Raw genomic sequence first — 18007 nt, 5'->3', positions numbered from 1 at the left:
TAGCCGTTTGCGGGTATGTTCGGTGTTCTGGGCATGCCAGGCGTCAATGTCGCTCTGGCGGCAAGAGGCGAGCGTGCGGTCGCGCTTGTCGAGCCAGGTGAGGAACGATGTCGCGTATTCGATCTGATCGGCAGCGTCGCGGCGGACACTCGGCGTGATGTTGCTCCGCTCGGCGCGGTCTCGAAGAGCGGGAAGGACGCGCCAGGTTGCGAACAGTTGGATCGTCTTGATGTGCAAGGGGTTGGTGACGCTGGCCAGGTGGCCGGGGAGCCGGCGTTGGAAGGAGCAGATGTATTTGTCGACGGCGGGTAGGACACCGCTGGCCATCAGGAGTTCTTCCAGGTGAGCGATGGTCCGCCAGGGCTGGAGTTCGTGGAAGGCGTCGTGGGTGAGCGTGATCTGACCGCGAGCGAGCTGGTTCACAAGAGCCGACGCGTTTCCCGGATGGTTGCGGCGCATCGCCAGCCAGGCCAGCCCGCTGCCGGGCCGTTCCATCGCCACGAGCAGGTCGAACAGCGGCGTAAGCTCCGGGCGGATGCGGCCGGTGCCATCGTCCAGGACGGCGGTGAGCCGGTCGCTGAGGGTGCAGCGTTCGCAGAGCCGCCCACCCAGGAGCTTGCCTTCGCAGCCGCAGCGGGAGCAGTTGAATGTCTGGGAGAAGCCCGCGCAGGTGGTGCAGATTGCGGCGCCGTCGCAGCTTCGACGTCCAGGAAGCGCGCGGGCCTGGCCGCATTCGAGACAGGTGCCCCGGGTTCGGAGCGCGCGATCGGCGCAGGTCCGGCAGATGTAGCCGTCCGGCCAACGTCCGGATTTGGGTCCGCAGCGACCGCAGCGGCAGCACTCGGCGTGCCACCGCTCGTGCTGCTTCTCGTTTGCGTAGGTGCGGGTCATGCGTCGGGGAGGATGCGCGCCCGCCGTGGCCGGAGCTTCTCGACTCCGGCGGGCGGGGTGGGCAGGTCGCTGGTGGCGGTCTTGCGGACGCCGGCGTTCTCGGCGGTGGTGGCGACCAGGTCGGCCGGGGTGCAGGAGAGGATGTCGCAGAGCGCGGACATCACCTGCAGCGACAGCCGCTCGGGAGCGCCGGAGACTAGACTAGGCGGTGTATTTGGGATGCCGACAGGTCGATGCCGCGCTCGCGCAGCAGCGGCACGAGCTCGGTGGCCGTGTAGATGCGCTGATCGGCCATGATCTCGCGCAGCCTCCAGGTGTAGCCGACTTTGCGTTTCATGATTCTCTCCCCGGCTGAGTCTTGAGCGCGGCCGCGATGGTGGCGTCCAGGTGCCGACGCAAGGTGCGGGTGCGGAAGTCGGAGCTGACGCAGGTGTAGATCGAGGTCGTGCTTGCATGCTCGTGTCCGACCTGCTCTTGGACGAAGCGCGGATCCCAGCCGTCCTCGATCAGGTGGGTACTGGCGGGCCAGGGCGCGGCGCCCGGTCGCGTCCACGCCGTCCAGGTGCCGCTGGGAAGAGGAGTGGCGCTCCCAGCGGCCGTAGTGGCGGACCACGATCGAAGTGAATCCTTCGGTTAGCTCGACCAGCCGGGCAGCGCGGAGACGAAGCGGGCCACCTGCTCGGGGGTGCCGTGCGCCTGGAGGGTGAACGCGTCGAGCTGGACGGTCTGCACGTCGTAGGCGGCAGCGAACCGGCGGGTGGCGGCGGCGCGGGCCTCGGCCTTGCCCGTGGCGCGGGGGAAGGTGAAGCGCGCCGAGGCGCGGCCGCGCTGGTCGACGCAGATGGTGTCGGCGGTGACGTACGTGGCGCGGCGGCGGGCTTCGCGTTCGGCCTTCTCCGCGCGGCGCGTTTACGTTGCTGCCATCCTGGCCTGACAAAGCACCTGGGCCACGGCCGGTCCCGGACGAGGTCTACGCGCCGACCGTGGGCGAGTTTCTCCCCGGGTTCGCCGCGCTCCCGCCGTCCGCATTCGGGGATTCGGCCGTCGGGGCCGATGCGATCGACGGTATCTGGGCCGCGCCTGAGTCCCGGCTGGCCGAGCTGGAGAAGTCAGCTCAGCGTGGCCGCCTTGCGCAGCAGCACTGAGCGTTCGCGCTGGTTGGCGCACAGCCGGGCCGCCAGCTCCAGCTCGGCGCGCGCTTCTGGTCGCCGTCCGAGTCGGGCCAGCAGCTCCCCGCGTACGGTCGGGATCAGATGTGAACCGGGGAGCCGGTCCGAGGCGATCAGCTCGTCCACGATGGCCAGGGCTTGCGCCGGGCCCGAGGCCATGGCGACGGCGACGGCCCGGTTGAGCTCGACCACCGGCGAGGGTGCGACCCGGCCGAGTGCCTCGTAGAGCACCACGATCCGGTCCCAGTCGGTCGCCTCGACCGAGGGCGCCGACGCGTGGGTGGCGGCGATCGCGGCCTGCAGGCCGTAGGGGCCGAGGCCGCGAGTCGATGCCTTGGCCAGCGCGGCCAGCCCACGGCGGATCGCCGAGAAGTCCCACCGCCGCCGGTCCTGCTCGTCGAGCAGGACCGGCGAACCGTCCGGGCCGGTCCGGGCCGGGAAACGCGCGGCCGTCAGCTCGCACAACGCCAGCAGGCCGTGCACCTCCGGCTCGTCCGGCTGCAGCGCGGCCAGCGTGCGGGCCAGCCGGATCGCCTCGTACGCGACGTCGGGGCGCAGCAGCCGGTCGCCCGACGTGGCCGTCGACCCCTCGGTGAAGATCACGTAGAGGACGCTGAGCACGCCGCCCAGCCGCTCCCGGCGCTCGGCGGCCGGCGGCAGCTCGAACGGCACCCCGGCCGCTGCGATCGTCTTCTTGCCCCGGGTGATGCGGGCCTGCACGGTCGGCACGGGTACGAGGAACGCGCGGGCGATCTCCTCGCTGGACAGGCCGCCGACCACGCGCAGGGTCAGCGCCACCCGGGCCTCGGGGGAGAGCACCGGGTGGCAGCTGACGAACATCAGCGCCAGCACGTCGTCATCGATCCTGTCGGGATCGATTTCTTCGTCAACTGCCAAGTCGGCTGCCAGCAGGGCGTATCGGTCCTGGAGGGCGGTCCGGCGGCGGATCGCGTCGATCGCCCGCCGCCGGGCCGTGGCCATCAGCCAGCCGGCCGGATTCGCCGGAGAGGCGAGCGGCCACGACACCAGCGCCTCGGCCACCGCCTCCTGGGCCGCGTCCTCGGCCAGCCCGAAATCGCCGGTGAACCGGGTCAGCGCGGCGACGATCCGCGCCGACTCGATCCGCCAGACGGCCTCGACATCGGCCGTACCCATCAGATCTGGCCGTTGCTCTCGCGCCCGGCCCAGTCCTTGATGATCACTCGTCGACCTGCGGGACCTCGTCGCTCCCGGGCACCCGCCGGACCTCGATCTTGGACCCGGGGGCCGCCGGGACCCGCTTGGCCCACTCGACCGCCTCCTGTTTCGAGGCGACGTCGAGCAGGAAGAAGCCCCCGAACAGTTCCTTGGTCTCGCCGTACGGCCCGTCCGTGACCACCGGGGCCTCGCCGCTGAAGTCGACCACGACGCCCTGACCCGGATCGTCCAGCCCTTCCGCCGCGAGGAGAACGCCGGCCTTGACCATCTCCTCGATGAACTGGCGGGTCGTGGCCATCATCTCGTCGATGTTGGCCATCATGGCCGCGTTCGACTCGTCGGTGCCCCGCATGATCAGCAGGTACTTCGGCATCGCATTCTCCTCGTCCGGCGGGGCCGCCTCTCGGCCCTCGCACCCACACGTCGAACGAGCGGCCCGCGGATCGACACGGCCCCGGAGAAATCTCTCGCCGCGACGCAGCCGATCCTTCCGCGTTTCGCCTGTCAGCGCGGCCCATGAGCGATGGCTGACGCGGACTCCCTGCTGATCAGCAAGCTTATCGTCGCATCTTTGGAAGGCGGCGACGCTCACACAGATCTGGGGAAAGCATTCGGGACGCGCTCAGTGACTTCTTTCCGCTGCCGGGCTGAAGAGAGGGCGACGGGAATCTTTAGCGGCGTTTCGCCTGCGGCGCACTCTCATGCCGCAGACAACGAGTGGCTGGCCTCCCACGGTTCGTCACTATGCGTGAGCGGAGATCCGTTCGACGCCGGGCGCGGCCGTCGCAACCGGCGTGGCGCCGAAACTCACGAACATCGAGAGCGGCGAGATCTCGCTGGCGCCCGAACTCAGCGACATCTGGCGCCAGAACTCACGAACAAAACCAGGCGAGCATCTGGTCGAGCTCGACCAGGCCGTGCAGGGCGGAGAGGTTCAGCACGCGGCCGCCGTCGTGGGTGAGTGCGTCGGCGGCGCGGCGGGCCGCGCGGTGGTAGGAGCCGGTGTAAAGCTCGCCGGCGGGCACGGGGACAGCCCCTTGGGCGCCAAGGGGAAGCTCCAGCTGCGCCTGGAGAGCGCTGGAGTGCGGGATCCGGGTGCCGCGCCGACGAGCAGGCGCTCCGGCAGGCGCTGTTGAAGGCTGGCCGTAAGGCGGTCGCCCCCCTGGCCGCCGCCCAGGGTCTTGGCCATATCCCAGGAATGCGGATCGTGACGCCTTCCTGCGCGTCGTGCGGATGCTGTCGGAGCTGTCGCGCGAAGACATCATCGGGCCACGGTGAGGGATCCGGTGGGGAAGAGTTCGTCAGGCCGAGGAGAGGCCTTCCTCGACCTCCGCCGTCCGCTCCCGCCCGGAGGGTCCGGCTGGCTCACTCGCGCCGGGCCTGCGGAGTGCGGCAAGCGCGATGGCCGCGGTGACGGCGGCGATCACGGCGCAGACCACACCGATGGCGTTCAGTCCACTGGTGTAGGCGTCCCGCGCCGCGGCCAGCACCTTGGCGGCGGCCTCGACGGGCAGGTGCTGAACCGCCACGATCGCGTTCTCGAGACCGCCGCCGACAGCCTGCGAAACGTCGGCGGGCAGGCCATCCGGGACGGTGACCACGCCGCGGTAGACGGCGGTGCCCAGGCTGCCGAGGACGGCGATGCCGAGCGAGGCGCCGAGGTCACCGCTGATGGAGGAGAGCGCGGCCGCGGAGCCGGCCTTCTGCGGCGGGGCGGAGCCGACGACGAGGTTGGTGCCCAGCGCGCCGATGGGGCCGCCGCCGAGGAAGGCGGCCACGAAACCGGCGACGAGCAGCGGCATGCCGCCCACCGGGTCGACGAAGACGATCAGCAGATAGCCGGCCATGCTGACGAGCAGGCCCAGCCCGATGACAGCGGAGAGCGGGAAGCGCTTGGCCAGGGCTGGGGCGAGCTGCGCGGCGACGATCGACGCGACCGCGGACGGCACCATCCACAGCCCCGCCGCCATCGGCGACAGTCCCTCCACCATCTGGAAGAACCCGGTGATGAAGAGGTAGCTGCCGCCGGTGGCGATCATGGAGACCAGCAGGATCACCAATGCCGCGGTGAAGGCGCCGGTGCGAAAGAGCCCGAGGTCGAGCAGCGGGTGGGTGAGTTTGCGCTGCCGCGAGACGAACAGCGCGCCGACGGCCGTGCCCACGACGACGGCGGCGAGGGGCAACGGTTCCCAGCCATGGCGGGCGAGCTCCTTGAGCCCGTAGACGATCGGCAGGATGGCCGCCAGCGACAGGACGACGCTGAAAAGGTCGAGCTTGCCGCCGTCGGGGTCCTTGTACTCGGGCAGCAGGATCGGCGCGGCGACCAGCAGCATCAGCATGACGGGCACGCCCAGCAGGAACACCGAGCCCCACCAGAAGAACTCGAGCAGGGTGCCGCCGACCACCGGGCCGAGCGCGGTGCCCGCCATGAAGCAGCTGGCCCACACGGCGATGGCACGGCCGCGCTGGTGCGGGTGGTGGAACATGTTGCCGATCAGGGCGAGGGTGGACGGCATCAGCGTGGCGGCCGCGATCCCGAGCATGGCGCGGGTGGCGATGAGCATCTCCGCGCTGGACGAGTACGCGGCCAGCAGCGAGGTGAGGCCGACGGCGACGGCGCCGATCATCAACAGCTTGCGGCGGCCGATCCGGTCGCCCAGCGTGCCCATGGTGACCAGGAAGCCGGCGATCAGGAAGCCGTAGATGTCCATGATCCACAACGTCTGGGTTCCGGTGGGACTCAGCGCCTCCACGAGGTGCGGCAGGGCGAGGAAAAGAACGCTCTGGTCGAGGGAGATCAGCAGGGTGGGCAGGGCCAGCACGGCGAGCCCCGCCCACTCCCTGGCCCCGGCCTTCGCGGCGTTGGCAGACATGTGTTTCCTTCGTAGATCGGTGGGACGGCTCTGGACGTACGTGGCGTCGCGCGCGACCGCGGCCGGAGCCGGGGTGGTGCGGGTGGGGGTGGCCGTGGGCTCAGCCCACCATCAGGGTGGTGATGGCGGGCCCGAAGGCGGCGCCGAGCAGGTAGGCGAGGTTGAACAGGCCGATGGCCGCCGGCTGCTGCGCTTCGGGAACGGCCGCGCGAGCGCGGTTCGCGAACACTCCCTGACCTGAGGCGGCGGCCAGCGAGGCGAGCGCCTGGGCGGACAGCAGCGCCATCGGGGTGACGCTCAGGGCGGCCGGCACTGCCGCGGTTCCCGCCAGCACCAGGAAGAGCACGACCGGGAAGAGGAGGGGCCTCCGCTCGATCATCGCGATCACCAGGTACGAGGCGAGCCCGCCGAACAGCAGCGGCAAGGTGATGGCCAGCCCGACCTGCCCGCTGCTCCAGCCGGCGTTCCCTGTCAGCAACGGCGGCAGCGCGTATATCAACCCGAAGTTGACCACCGCCAGCACGAACGCCGATCCCGCCGCGATCAGGAAGGCCGGAGCTCGGACGACACCCAAGGGGACGAAACCGTCGGGTCTAGTGCGCAGGCGCAGTGCCAGCAGCGTCCCGGCGATCACCGCCGCGCCCACGCCCGCCTGCCAGGAGTGCGGGATGAACACCAGCGCCGTGACCAGAGCAGTCAGCAGCATCATGCCGGTCGGATCGAGACGCCTGCCGGACACCGGCGTGACCGGTCGGCTGCGCAGCACGAAGGGCACCCCGGCCACGCTGAGCACGGGCAGGGCCAGCGCGGCCCGCCAGCCCAGATGATCGGACACGACGTCACCGATCAGCGGGGCGGCGGCCCCGATCGTCGCCAGCGAGGCCGTGACCAGACCCATCGCGCGGGGCGAGCCGGTGAGGCTCATCGCGATCGTGGTGAGCCCTGCGGTGCCGAGTCCCTGGAGCGCGCTGCCGGCCACGAGGAACGGCAAGTCAGAGGTGGTCATCACCATGACCGCACCCAGGAGCACCAGCGCCGCGGCGGTCAGCAGCGCCACGCGTGCACCGCGACGGTTCTGCAGGCCTGCCAGCAGCGGGGTGCCGACCGCGATGGCCCACCCGAACGCGGTGACCATCCAGGTCACCGCCCCGATGGTGAGGGCGAGCCCGCGAGCGGCGTGGGGCAGGACCAGTGTCGGCCCGGCGATGCCGAATGACATCGGGCCCGCGATCAGCGCCAGCAATACTGCCGGGACGCCGCCGCCCGTGGTGGCGCGCCCATCGTGCGTGGCCGCGCTCACCGGCAGGTCGCGGGATCGGTCGGCCGGTACGGCAGGCGGTCCGCCGTCCGGCGCGCCCGGACGGCCGGTGCGGTGATCGGCGGTGAGGGAGTCGCCGCTCATCGGGCGTCCGCCCTTGCCAGCGTCGGGTAGTCGGTGTAGCCGCGGTGGTCGCCGCCGTAGAAGGTGGCGGGGTCCGCTGTGCCGTACGGTCCACCTGCCTCGACGCGGGCGGCCAGATCGGGATTGGCCAGCCAGAGTTGCCCGAACGAGATCGCGTCGGCGAGCCCCGCACGTAGCGCCTCCACCCCCTCCTGCACGGTCGCGGGCTCCGCTCCGCTCCTCGGGTGCGGGTTGAGCACGAGGCTGCCAGGCCATTCGGCGCGCAGCAGCTGCGTGATGCCGCGCGTGTCGTTCTCCGAGACGTGCAGGTACGCCAGGCCGTACGGCGCCAGCGCCCGCGCCAGCTCGCGGTAGAGGATCTCGGAGTCGCTCTCCTTCATGCCGTTGTACGTGATCCCCGGTGAGACACGGATCCCGGTGCGAGCCGGGCCGATGGCGTCGCTGACCGCCTGCACCACCTCCACGGCGAACCGGATGCGTCGCTGCACCGACCCGCCGTATGCGTCGGCGCGCCGGTTGGTGTTGTCCGACAGGAACTGGTGAATGAGATGGCCGCTGGCGCCGTGCAGCTCCACCCCGTCGAACCCCGCGTCCATCGCGTATCGGGCCGCGGTCACGAATTCCTCGATGGCGCAGGCGATGTCGTCCATGGTCATGTGGCGCGGAGTGGGATGCTCCAGCAAACCCTGCGGCGTGTAGAGGCATTCCCCGGAGGGGATGGGTGACGGCGCCAGCGGCAGCTCGCCGTGGGGGTAGAGGCAGGGGTGGCCGATCCGGCCCGCGTGCATGAGCTGGACGAAGATACGGCCACCGCGACGGTGTACTTCGTCGGTGACCGTTCGCCAGGCCGCCGTCTGCTCCGGCGAGTGCAGCCCGGGGGCGTCGATGTAGCCCTGCCCCAGCACGCAGGGGTGGGTGCCCTCTGTGATGATCAGTCCCGCGCCGGCACGCTGGCCGTAATACTCCGCCGTCAGCTTGTCCACCAGACCGCCGCGAGCACGGCTTCGGGTCATCGGAGCCATGATGAGGCGGTTGGGCAGATCCAGGTGGCCCACGGTCACCGGCTTCAGGAGTTCGCTCAAGGCTTCCTCGCATGTCGTGTGGTCATTTCCGCTGGTCCGAGGCTAGGAAGCGGCGAATACGGGCCGAATCGGTAATGTTTCGGTATTACGTACGGTGTCCGGTATGCGTATCGACGGGGCGGGGAGCTTGGTTGCTGTACGGCAGGGAAGGCGAACGAGCCGAGATTCGGGCCCTCGTCGATGCGGCGCGAGACGGCCGGAGCGGCGGCCTGGTCGTCCGGGGGGAGCCCGGGATCGGCAAGTCGGCGCTGCTTGCCTGGGCTGCCGAGTACGCGACAGGGTTGGGGCTGCGCACGCTGTCGGTGACCGGCATCGAGGCCGAGGCCGACCTCGCCTTCGCCGGACTCGTGCAGCTTCTCTGGCCGGTGCAGGACAGGCTCGGCGCTCTGCCCGGGCCGCAGGCCGACATGTTGCGGGCCGTGCTCGCGCCTGGGCAGGCGCGAGGGCCGGGTGCGCAGGACAGGTTCCTGTCGGGGCTGGCCGTACTGACCCTCCTGGCCGACGTCGCCGACGAAGGGCCGCTGCTGTTACTGGTGGACGACGCGCACTGGCTGGACCAGGCGACCGCCGACGCGTTGCTCTTCGCCGCTCGCAGGCTGTCCGCCGAAGGGGTCGCGCTGCTGTTCGCCGCGCGGGAGGAGGGCTTCGTCGCGGCCGGCCTTCCGGAGCTGCGGCCGTCGCGCCTGTCCACCGAGGACGCGTCCTTACTGCTGGCGGACCGCGGGCTCGCGCCTGCCTCGCGCGAGCAGGTGGTCGCCGAGGCGGCGGGTAACCCGCTGGCGCTCATCGAGTTCGCCGCCTCGCAGCGTCCCTACCATTCCGTGGCGGGGCCGATGCCGGTCCCCGACCGGGTGCTCGCCTCCTTCCGGTCACGGATCGGCATGCTGCCGGACGAGACGCGCCTGATGATGCTCACGGTCGCCGCCGAGGGACGTGGGCATCTGCCGACGCTGCTGGGCGCGGCCGTCGCGCTGGGGGTCGGGGTGGAGGATCTGGAGGAGGCGGAGAAGGCCGGGCTAGTCGACGTCACCGGGAACGTTGTGACGTTTCGTCATCCCTTGATCGGTACCGCTACCTACCAGGGCGCTCCGCTGGCGCGCCGTATCGCTGTGCACCGGGCGCTGGCGGCGGTGGCGAGCGACGAGGACTGCCGGGCCCGGCATCTCGCCGCGGCGACGACGTCGGCGGACGAGCAGGTTTCCGACGAGATCGCCCGCGCGGCCGAGCGCGCCCGCGGTCGCACCGCGTACGCCGCCGCATCAGGGCTGTACGAGCAGGCCGCGCGGCTCAGCCCCGAGCCGCGGATGCAGGCGGCACGGCTCGGGGAGGCAGCGTGGCTGGCGCTGTCCGTCGGCCACGCGATCCGGGCCGTGAACCTCGTCGAGGAGGCCGAGCGGCTGGTGTATGACCCCGAGTCGCTGGCCGGGTTGGCGCCGGTGCGTGCGGCGGTGGAGTTCGAGGTGGGCGAGCGGCGACTGGCCGCACGTGAGCTGGTCGAGCGGTCGGCGTACGCGGCGCCGGAGCCGGCCGCGGCGATGCTGCGCGCCAGCGCCGGCTACGGCTGGTTCCACGGTGACCGCGAGGCGATCCTGGGCGCCGCCCAGCGGTTGCGGGAGATCGGGCGGCCCGACCCCATGGTGCTCGGGATGGCGGCTCTGGTGCAGGAGGACTACACGCGTGGCCTGCCGTTGCTGACGGACTTCGTCGTCCGTGCCGCCGGCGTGGGCCTTCCGGCCGGGACGGCAAGGCCGGAGACGTTTCAGGAGGGAACGATCCGTCTGGCCGGAGGTCTGACGAACTCGTGGGCCACGCTCTGCGCGATGATCCTCGGCGCTGACGAGGCCGCCGCCGAGCTGGCCGAGGCGGACGTGGCGCACTGCCGTCGTCACGGCCTGGTCGGTGCGCTGCCCCAAGTGCTCCAGGACCTGGCCGGCGTCCAGGTGGCGGCCGGACGGCATCGCGATGCCGAGGCGTCCATCGAAGAGGCCGCACGGCTGGCCCACGACACCGGGCTCGGGCAGCGGGTTCCGCAGCTCTACTCGGTGCTGGCAAAGATCCCTGCCATCGAGGGCGACGAGACTCGCTGCGTACGGCTGGCGAGCATCGCGCCCGACACCGGCGGCATGGCAGGCACCGCCGCGCTGAGCCTGCTGGATCTGGGACTGGGCCGCTACGCCGCCGCGCTGGACCGGCTGGAGGCCGCCTCGCGCGGGCCGCTGAGGCACGCGGCGGGACTGCTCGCCGCGGCCGCCGATCAGGTGGAGGCGGCCGTTCGGCTGGGCGAGCCGGCGCGGGCCGCGGAGCCACTGCGCCGGCTGGAAGCGTGGGCGCGGGCCGCAGGGCAGCCGTGGGCGGAGGCCGTGACCAGCCGCTGCCGTGCCCTGGTAGGCGGCGGCGAGGCGGATTTCGTGCACGCGCTCGAGGCGCACAAGCGTGCGGACCGGCCGTTCGAGCAGGCGCGTACCGAGTTGCTGTATGGGGAGTGGCTCCGGAGGGCGAAGCGGCGCAGCGACGCGCGGGCACGGCTACGCTCCGCGCTGGCCGTCTTCGAGCGGCTGAACGCGGTGCCCTGGCTGGAACGGGCGCGAGCTGAACTGCACGCCACAGGCGAAACTCTGGCCCCGGCCGAGCCCGCCGCCGCGAACCTGCTGGATCGGCTCACCTCACAAGAACTGCAGGTGGTGCGGTTGGCGATGGAAGGGGCTTCCAGCCGGGACATCGCCGCGCAGCTCTTTCTCAGCCCTCGGACGATCGAGCACCACCTCTACCGGGCCTTCCGCAAGCTTGGCATTCGCTCACGCCGCGAGCTGGCCCGCCTCGACATCAGCTGACTTCGGCGTTCGCGCATGGAGCCGCAGCCGCGGTCACGTCCACGGACGTGGTGTATGAAGCGATCTTGGCTGGTGTTGTTGCTTCAGATGGACAGGTCCTCGCCCTGTTTGAGGGCGGCGACCTCGTAGGTCTCCTCCGAGGTGGCGTCCAGGAACCGGCTGAGTTCGTCGGGCCGGGTCTGGTAGAAGCCGTCGATGTGGAATCCGTCGTAGTGGATCGGCACCACGTCCTTGGCTCCCAGCAGGCGCGCCGCCACGGCCGCCTGGTCGGTGTCGAGCGAGGCCGGATACGGGCTCGGGGGCTGGCAGTGCGGGAAGCACACGGTGGGTCCGTTGATGGGGGTGAGCACCGCGTCGAACGGCCCGAAGCGACGGGCGGCGCGCCACCAACAGCCGTGGAACATGCTGTCGCCCAGGTGCAGGACGCGCTTGCCGCCCGCCTCGACGGCCCAGGACACCTGCGGATCGCCGAGGGTGCCGACGGCCGGTACCGCCGCGATCGTGAAGGGACCGATCGTCGTGGTCTCCCATAGGCCCATCGGTCGCCGGGCCAGATTCTGCTGGTCGAGCTCGCGGTCGGTCTTGAGCGTCCACAGGTTCTCGTGGTCGTCTCCCCAGAAGGACACCGGGGTGCAGGACCTTGCCGTCGGGCCGCAGCGCCTGGGCCAGCGCCGCGGCATCGGTGTGATCCCGGTGCAGGTGCGTGCACAGCCCGGCGATCACGCCCCCCTGGGTGCGTTTCGGCGAATCTGCTGGCGCGGGCCGAGCGGGCGGGCAAGACCGAGCAGCTGCGCACCTTCCCGAAGCTGCCTTCGGCGGCGCGCACGATGGCCTCGGCGATGGAGGTGCTGATGGACGCGCCGGAGGCCACCACCGATCGCCTGGTGTCGCTGGTGGAGGTATGGAAGGGAAATTGGCGGCCGCAGTGGAGACAGTCGCGGCGTTCGTGACGGTCACCGACGACGACGCGGCGGCAGAGTGGCGATCCGAGCTGGTCAATCGCTACCGCACCGTGCAGGGGTTCATCGAGCCGCTGCTGACCACGATCCGGTTCCGGATGGTCGAGGCCGGCAGTCCAGTACTGGCGATGGTGCGCACCGCCGCGGTGATGGCCAAAGGCCGACGCCGCTACGGTCCCACCGACATCGCCGCCCACGAGGCCCTGTCACTGGGTCGTGGCGGCCGCTGGTCTACCGCAACCCAGACTTGCCCGAAGAGCAGATCGACAAGGCGGCGTTCACCTTGTGCGCGTTGATGCACCTGCACCAGGCACTGCGTCGGCGCGATGTGTTCGCTGAAGGCTCCGAGCGGTGGAGCGATCCGCGGGCCCGGCTGCTGGACGGCGAGGCGTGGCAGGCGGCGATGCCGCAGATCCTCACCTCGCTAGAGCTGGAGGCCGAACCGGCAGGGCATCTGGCCGAGCTCGCCGGCGCGCTGGAGGGCGCCTACACCCGGGTTCTGGACGGGCTGGGCGCCAACACCGCGGTGCAGTTCGTCGGCGGCCGCCTGCAGTTGGAGAAGCTCGGGCGACGCCCGGTCAGCGCATCGGCGCTGCCCCGGGGCTTACCCCGCACCGGCATCCCCGATAGACATCGAGGAGGGGCTGGCTCAGCTCCACGAGGCTGAGACCAAGCGGGCCGCCGAGTGGGAGTCGGTGCTACTGGTAGGCGATGCGGCAACCGTGGCCGCAGCCCGCACCTGGCACGAAGCGGTCTGGAACGTTGAGCTCTACGCCAAGGGCATGCGCAGTGACCCAGATGGTTGGGTCAGCGCCGTAGGCGCCATGAGTCGCGCCCGCGACGCCTTCTACGCCAGCGCGCGCCGCGATCTCGGCATCGCCGGTCCGCCGCCGCCCTCCGGTCAGTGGCCCCGGCCATGGGAGATCGGCGAGCCTGCCGGGCCAAGCGAGATCACCCCGGAGCGAGACAGTAGATAGGTCCGCCTGAGCTCACGCAACGGAACCCGCCTGTCGACGTCGACGACGCTGATCGTCGTGTCGGATGGCGCGCGATGACCGCCGCCTCGGTCAGTTCAGCCCATCCTGGCCGGGTCAGCGGCTCAGCGCGACCCGTCCATGCCCCTTCCGGTGGCACCCCTGTCCCGCGGGGTCAGGCCGTAGTCGGGACGGAAGGTCGAGGAGGCGGGGAACGTGGTGTCCGTGCAGCCGCGGCGGGCGACGACGTGGGTGACGTAGGCGCGGAACACCTTCTCCAGCGCGGACGTCACCAGTTCGTCGTAGCCGGAGGCGATGGTCATCGTGTGGATCTGGGGTTCGCCGTGACAGCGGGACGACGCCCACCAGAGCGGCTGGTCACTGCGGCCCGCCTTGCCTGGTTCCGCGACGACCGGAGCCTCGTCGTAGTGAGTCCTTTTGAGCCGGACGTTGGCTACGTCCTGGCCGGCGTAGGTGTGAAAGGAGACCCACCACATGCCCGGATTTTCGGGGCGCAGGATGTCGTCGCGATCCGCGGCGTCAGCCCGCCAGAGATCGTCCGCGCGGGTGCTGCTGAGCACGAGGCCGCAGCGCTCGTCCCACAGTTTGTCGTCCGTGCGGCTTTCGAGGACCTGGTCCGGAAGCTGCTTGTGGCGCGCGAAGCCGGTCTTGCGGTACCAGGCGCAGGTGCCGTCCGCGCCGGCGACCGGAACGGGGCCTTGCGTCAGGGCGGGGATGTCCTCGGGTGGGTCGGGCAGGCGTTCGGCGCAGCCCAGGCGTTCGGCGAGGTTGTTGGCGGTGATCACGGCGATCTTGGCGAGCGTGTCGCGGTCGCGCGAGGTGAGCTGGCCGTTGTCGGCGAACGGCGGGCCGAGATTTTCCAGCGCGGCCCGCGCCCACAGCGATGTGATCGGCTGCCCGTTCGACGTGCCCCGCGGGCAGGGGAGGTCGACGGTGATGCTCGAGGCCGTGACCAAGCCCGCCATCCCGCCGCCGAGCGGTTCGCCGGGGTAGGTAGGGACGTAGCGGTTGACGAGGTTGTCACCCGGGACCTCGGGGGACATCTGTCCGTTCGAAGGCAGAACTCCCACCGCTCCCGTGAAGAAGAGCCTATGGCTGGTGGACGCGGGGTTTTCCGCACCCGCCTCGGGGCTGAAGATCGCGCAGCGCTCAGGCAGGCCGGCGTCGAGCTCGATCGTTTCCTCGTCGGCCGTCCGGTGAGAGATGGTGCTGCCCGCAGGGGACAGCGCGAGCACCAGCCCGGCCGGCACAAGGTCCGCGCAGGAGTCGTTGATCTGCTGTCGGGCCTGCCAGTTCTGCCACAGCAGCGCGCCGCTCCATCCGATCGCCGCTACGGCGACCAGACACAGCAAAGCCTTGACAGACCTGCGGACCGCACCCGGGGCTGCCACCGCTTTTCCGATCTCATCGACGGCGTGCACCATTGGCGGGGGGTTCCGCACCATACCTTTCACCACCCAACTCATCCGCAGCGGAAATCCCTGCCCTGGTCGCCGAACTGCTCGGCCACGGCTCCCTCGAACCACCCGGCGTTACGCCCTGGCGGCCAACCGCGTGTTACCGCGTGCCCACTCCACTCGTCATGCGACGAGGTGAACACATCGGCAGGCTCCCGCGTCGACACCGCTCTCGTGAACCTTGGGTGAGCCGCCCGAACGATCGACGCCCCGACCCCCGCAAACCGTCACCAACCAGCGCGAGCCTCAAGATTCTAACGACCGGTGATCAAGCCCGTGGCCAGACCGACGACCGTCCCGGGCCGCGCGGCGTCAACCTTCAGATCCTGTCCGGCATCTGCGCCGGCCTGCACCGGCCCAGCAGGGGACGCAGGTGGGGCATGCCGGCTCCAGAAATGCGGCGGGAGATGAGCGCCATCGTAGATCACCCTGAAACGGGAAACGGCCCGCGCTGTGTGAGCGAGGCGGGCATACTGTCGCACGTGCTTGGCGAGAACTGGGTGTCGGCATCCGAAAGCGGCGGATGCGTCGAGGTTCGCCGCGATGGCGAGCGCATCCTGGTGCGCAACAGCCGCGACCCGGACGGGCCAGTGCTGGCGTTCACGCCCGGCGAGTGGCGAGTATTCATCGGGGGCGTGCGCAGTGCCGCCCGACCCGCTCCTGCAGATGCGTCCTGACGGTGGCGACCATCTCGGCGGCGAACACCTTCTGCCAGTACCGGAAGTGCCGGCGGGCTCTGGCACGGCTATCGATGCCACCAGCTCACTGGTCGCCGCGCTGAAGGCCGGGTCGGCGGCCGCGCGGGCGTAGATCTCACGGCCGTACGTGTCATACAGCGTCTGCACCGCGAACGTCTCCAGCGGCCCAGGTGTTTTCTCCTGATCGGGCCCGTCGCCGTCTTGCCACCACGTTTGTAACCAAGATCCCACTTTGCTTATCCCAACATGATGCGCGCACCCTGCGGAGCATGGCAAGCACGCAGTGTAAAGGCTGCTGGTCAAGGCTCCTGTCAATCGCTGGGGGCCCGGCATCGAGCTGGCAGGCCGTCTGACCAGGCTGATCGGCGCCATCGGCGCCAGCGCCCGTGACGGAGGCTTGCTGTTCGGCCGCGCCGCGTTCGCCTATCAGCGGCTGCCGGCTCAGCGGAGGTCGGCGGGCTCCCCCTGAGACTGACACTCGGCCAGCACTCCAGTGACACTGTGAGATCATGACTGGATCTGCGCTGGTAGTGGGTGCCTTGTGACGGCGACGCCGGGTGGACCCGTACCGCTCGAATATTGAGTTACGTCTCCTGAGCTGCGGTGAAGCGGCGTGGTGGTCTTCGCTGATCACGCCTGCGACGACAGGCTTTCGACGGACGGATCGCCGGTGACGGAGCTCGGTCTCGTCCTGAACGGCTGGCGTTGTAGCGTCCTGGGGCCGTTGTTGCCGGGGCCTGGTTTAGTTGCGCCGGAACGGCGCCGGTGTACGCCCGCTGGTCGGTGAGTCCGCTGATCCCTCAGCGCCGTCACCAGCGCCCGCGCCACTTGTCGTTCATCGCGTTCCCCGTTCAGTTCGAGGATTCGGCGGGGGCCGGCGGCGTCCAGTTCCACAGCTTGCCGGTTTCCTTGCGTACGACCGACGCGGGCGCCCTGCGCATGCCCATGACCTGCATCTGGTAGATGAGCTTTGACCGCGACACCGCGATCTTGCCCTTCCTCCGGGCCATCGAAGCGATCATGTGCGTCCGGTCGAGCCTGGCCCGGTCGTAGGCGGCGAGATCGTCCGTAGTGGCTGCGAGCGTGGCCGCATCCTCGATCGCCTGGCACGCCCCCTGGCCCATGTCCGGCGTGACAGCATGCGCGGCGTCGCCCAGCAGGACGACCCGGCCGTGCACGTACGTGGACAGCCGGTCGAGATCGTTGATGTCGTTGTGCAGCACGGCCTCGCCAGGTGTCGCGTCGAGCAATTCTCCGACCTGCTTGTGCCAGCCCTGGACACGGCGCCGTACCTCGGCCAGGTTGTCGGTGTAGCGCACGCCGGGAGAGCCGGCGTGCACGCCGAGCGCCCAGTAGACGCGCTCGTTCCCGACGGGATGGGCCAGGAAGTAGGAGCCACGCCCGAACGTGAAGGTCCCGACCTCCGGCCACACTGATCCGGGGCGGGTGACGCCGCGCCAGGCCGTGTACTGGAAGCGGGGCGCGGGCGCGTCCGGCCAGAGTGTCTTGCGCACGGTGCTGTTGATGCCGTCCGCCCCCACCACGAGGTCGGCTTCGATCTCCTGCTCGCCCTGCTCCGTGCGGTAGCGGACGGTCGCGCTGGTCGCCGCTGTGCTCACCCCGGTGACGGTGGCGCCCGTGCGGACGATCTCGGCGGGAACCTGCTCGACCAGCAGACGGTGCAGATCGGCGCGGTGAAAGCAGGAAAGCGCGGTGTCGAGCTCGGGATCGAAGCGCCGCAGATACTCTCCGTCGGGCAGGAGCAGGTTGTAGGCCGCCTGCGACGGCGTGGCCGCGGCCCGGATCAGCGCGCCGATGCCGAGCGAGTCGAGCGCGCGTAGGGCGTTCGGGGCGATGGACAGCCCGGCGCCGACCTCGCCCAGTTCGGGCGCGCGCTCCAGCACCACGACGTCCCACCCGGCCCGTCGTAAAGCGATGGCGGCGGTGATCCCGCCGATGCCGCCCCCGGCCACAACCGCCGAACCCTTACGCATCTCGCTCCTCGCTCCTCTCGAATGTGAACGCGGTGGCCAGCCACGCGAAAGTCTGGTGCGCCGCGCGCAGCCGGGCCGCTCTGGCGCTGCCGGGTTCGAACATGTCCATGCCTTTGTGGGCGACGTCAGCGAAGGCGGCCAGCGTGGCGATCCGCTGCTTCATCACCATCGGCCAGGCGTCGTCGTCAATCCGGAAGTACGTCGTGCGCTCGCCCTGACCGGCTCGGCGGCGTACCAGGCCGGAGGCGGTGAGCAGGTTCATGTTCGTGGTCAGGGACGCGCGGCTGGCCCCGATCGCCTCGGCGATCTGCGTGGCCGACTGCTCGGCTGGATCGCACACCATCAGCCATCCCAGGATCCGGCCTGAGATGGGTGGGTGGCCGTACTGCTCGGCGAAGAACGTGGCCACCTCCTCCACCCATGCACGCAACTCGTCGTGCTCTGGCTCTGCCACTTTCC

The 18007-nt window shown here is 70.5% G+C and carries 17 protein-coding genes and 1 pseudogene; 4 read left to right on the top strand and 14 right to left on the bottom strand.

Features of this window, described 5'->3' with window-relative positions:
- From ACWENQ_RS36605 to ACWENQ_RS36560, 10 genes and pseudogenes are all read right to left on the bottom strand, one after another.
- On the bottom strand, positions 1-891 hold an 891-nt coding region (locus ACWENQ_RS36605; protein WP_452418324.1), incomplete at its 3' end, for a hypothetical protein.
- On the bottom strand, positions 888-1052 hold the full coding sequence (locus ACWENQ_RS36600) for a hypothetical protein (RefSeq protein ID WP_452418322.1): 165 nt from the start codon (positions 1050-1052) through the stop codon (positions 888-890). The genes ACWENQ_RS36605 and ACWENQ_RS36600, both read right to left, overlap by 4 nt.
- Before the next feature lie 35 nt (positions 1053-1087).
- Positions 1088-1228 carry a hypothetical protein gene (locus ACWENQ_RS36595; protein ID WP_452418321.1) on the bottom strand — a complete coding sequence of 47 codons (141 nt, stop codon included), beginning with the start codon at positions 1226-1228 and terminating at the stop codon, positions 1088-1090.
- Entirely contained in the window at positions 1225-1401 is a 177-nt protein-coding gene (locus ACWENQ_RS36590) for a tyrosine-type recombinase/integrase (RefSeq protein WP_449931661.1), read from the bottom strand. Before ACWENQ_RS36590 ends, ACWENQ_RS36595 begins: the two co-directional genes overlap by 4 nt.
- A gap of 599 nt (positions 1402-2000) precedes the next feature.
- Positions 2001-3215, bottom strand: coding sequence for an RNA polymerase sigma factor (locus ACWENQ_RS36585; protein WP_449931653.1), 1215 nt, complete (start codon positions 3213-3215; stop codon positions 2001-2003).
- Positions 3215-3630: pseudogene (locus tag ACWENQ_RS36580) on the bottom strand (YciI family protein). The gene ACWENQ_RS36585 and the pseudogene ACWENQ_RS36580 overlap by 1 nt, the downstream one beginning before the upstream one ends.
- A 499-nt stretch (positions 3631-4129) precedes the next feature.
- On the bottom strand, positions 4130-4282 hold the full coding sequence (locus ACWENQ_RS36575) for a hypothetical protein (RefSeq protein ID WP_449931651.1): 153 nt from the start codon (positions 4280-4282) through the stop codon (positions 4130-4132).
- Positions 4283-4558: 276 nt separating this feature from the next.
- On the bottom strand, positions 4559-6130 hold the full coding sequence (locus ACWENQ_RS36570; protein ID WP_452418319.1) for an MFS transporter: 1572 nt from the start codon (positions 6128-6130) through the stop codon (positions 4559-4561).
- 100 nt (positions 6131-6230) lie between these two features.
- Complete coding sequence (locus ACWENQ_RS36565) at positions 6231-7532, bottom strand: MFS transporter (RefSeq protein WP_452418318.1); 1302 nt, start codon at positions 7530-7532, stop codon at positions 6231-6233.
- Positions 7529-8614: an alkene reductase gene (locus tag ACWENQ_RS36560; RefSeq protein ID WP_449931645.1), complete on the bottom strand. Its 1086-nt coding sequence runs from the start codon at positions 8612-8614 to the stop codon at positions 7529-7531. Before ACWENQ_RS36560 ends, ACWENQ_RS36565 begins: the two co-directional genes overlap by 4 nt.
- A gap of 11 nt (positions 8615-8625) precedes the next feature.
- Here ACWENQ_RS36560 and ACWENQ_RS36555 point away from each other — a divergent pair, with 11 nt between their 5' ends.
- Positions 8626-11445 carry an ATP-binding protein gene (locus ACWENQ_RS36555; RefSeq protein ID WP_452418316.1) on the top strand — a complete coding sequence of 940 codons (2820 nt, stop codon included), beginning with the start codon at positions 8626-8628 and terminating at the stop codon, positions 11443-11445.
- An 83-nt stretch (positions 11446-11528) separates the two neighbouring features.
- On the opposite strand, the gene ACWENQ_RS36550 is transcribed toward ACWENQ_RS36555, so the two are convergent.
- Positions 11529-12071: an MBL fold metallo-hydrolase gene (locus tag ACWENQ_RS36550; RefSeq protein WP_452418314.1), complete on the bottom strand. Its 543-nt coding sequence runs from the start codon at positions 12069-12071 to the stop codon at positions 11529-11531.
- Positions 12072-12346: 275 nt separating this feature from the next.
- Here ACWENQ_RS36550 and ACWENQ_RS36545 point away from each other — a divergent pair, with 275 nt between their 5' ends.
- Together ACWENQ_RS36545 and ACWENQ_RS36540 are read left to right on the top strand one after the other, a co-directional pair.
- Complete coding sequence (locus tag ACWENQ_RS36545; protein WP_452418313.1) at positions 12347-12700, top strand: hypothetical protein; 354 nt, start codon at positions 12347-12349, stop codon at positions 12698-12700.
- Positions 12652-13071, top strand: coding sequence for a hypothetical protein (locus ACWENQ_RS36540; protein ID WP_452418311.1), 420 nt, complete (start codon positions 12652-12654; stop codon positions 13069-13071). The genes ACWENQ_RS36545 and ACWENQ_RS36540 overlap by 49 nt, the downstream gene beginning before the upstream one ends.
- Positions 13072-13503: 432 nt before the next feature.
- Here ACWENQ_RS36540 and ACWENQ_RS36535 read toward each other — a convergent pair whose 3' ends face one another.
- Positions 13504-14823 (bottom strand): hypothetical protein, encoded by a 1320-nt coding sequence (locus ACWENQ_RS36535; RefSeq protein ID WP_452418310.1) that lies wholly within the window; start codon positions 14821-14823, stop codon positions 13504-13506.
- Positions 14824-15263: 440 nt separating this feature from the next.
- On the opposite strand from ACWENQ_RS36535, the gene ACWENQ_RS36530 reads away from it, so the two are divergent.
- On the top strand, positions 15264-15533 hold the full coding sequence (locus ACWENQ_RS36530) for a DUF397 domain-containing protein (protein WP_452418309.1): 270 nt from the start codon (positions 15264-15266) through the stop codon (positions 15531-15533).
- Between the two features lie 872 nt (positions 15534-16405).
- On the opposite strand, the gene ACWENQ_RS36525 is transcribed toward ACWENQ_RS36530, so the two are convergent.
- Together ACWENQ_RS36525 and ACWENQ_RS36520 are read right to left on the bottom strand one after the other, a co-directional pair.
- A complete protein-coding gene (locus tag ACWENQ_RS36525) occupies positions 16406-17548 on the bottom strand; it encodes an FAD-dependent monooxygenase (RefSeq protein ID WP_449931631.1) in 1143 nt (380 codons plus the stop codon).
- Entirely contained in the window at positions 17541-18002 is a 462-nt protein-coding gene (locus ACWENQ_RS36520) for a GbsR/MarR family transcriptional regulator (protein ID WP_449931629.1), read from the bottom strand. The genes ACWENQ_RS36525 and ACWENQ_RS36520 overlap by 8 nt, the downstream gene beginning before the upstream one ends.
- Positions 18003-18007: the final 5 nt, after the last annotated feature.

The organism is Nonomuraea sp. NPDC004354 (genome assembly GCF_053602555.1).
Note: the sequence above shows the minus strand (reverse complement) of the source record. Positions and strands in the feature narration are given on the sequence as shown.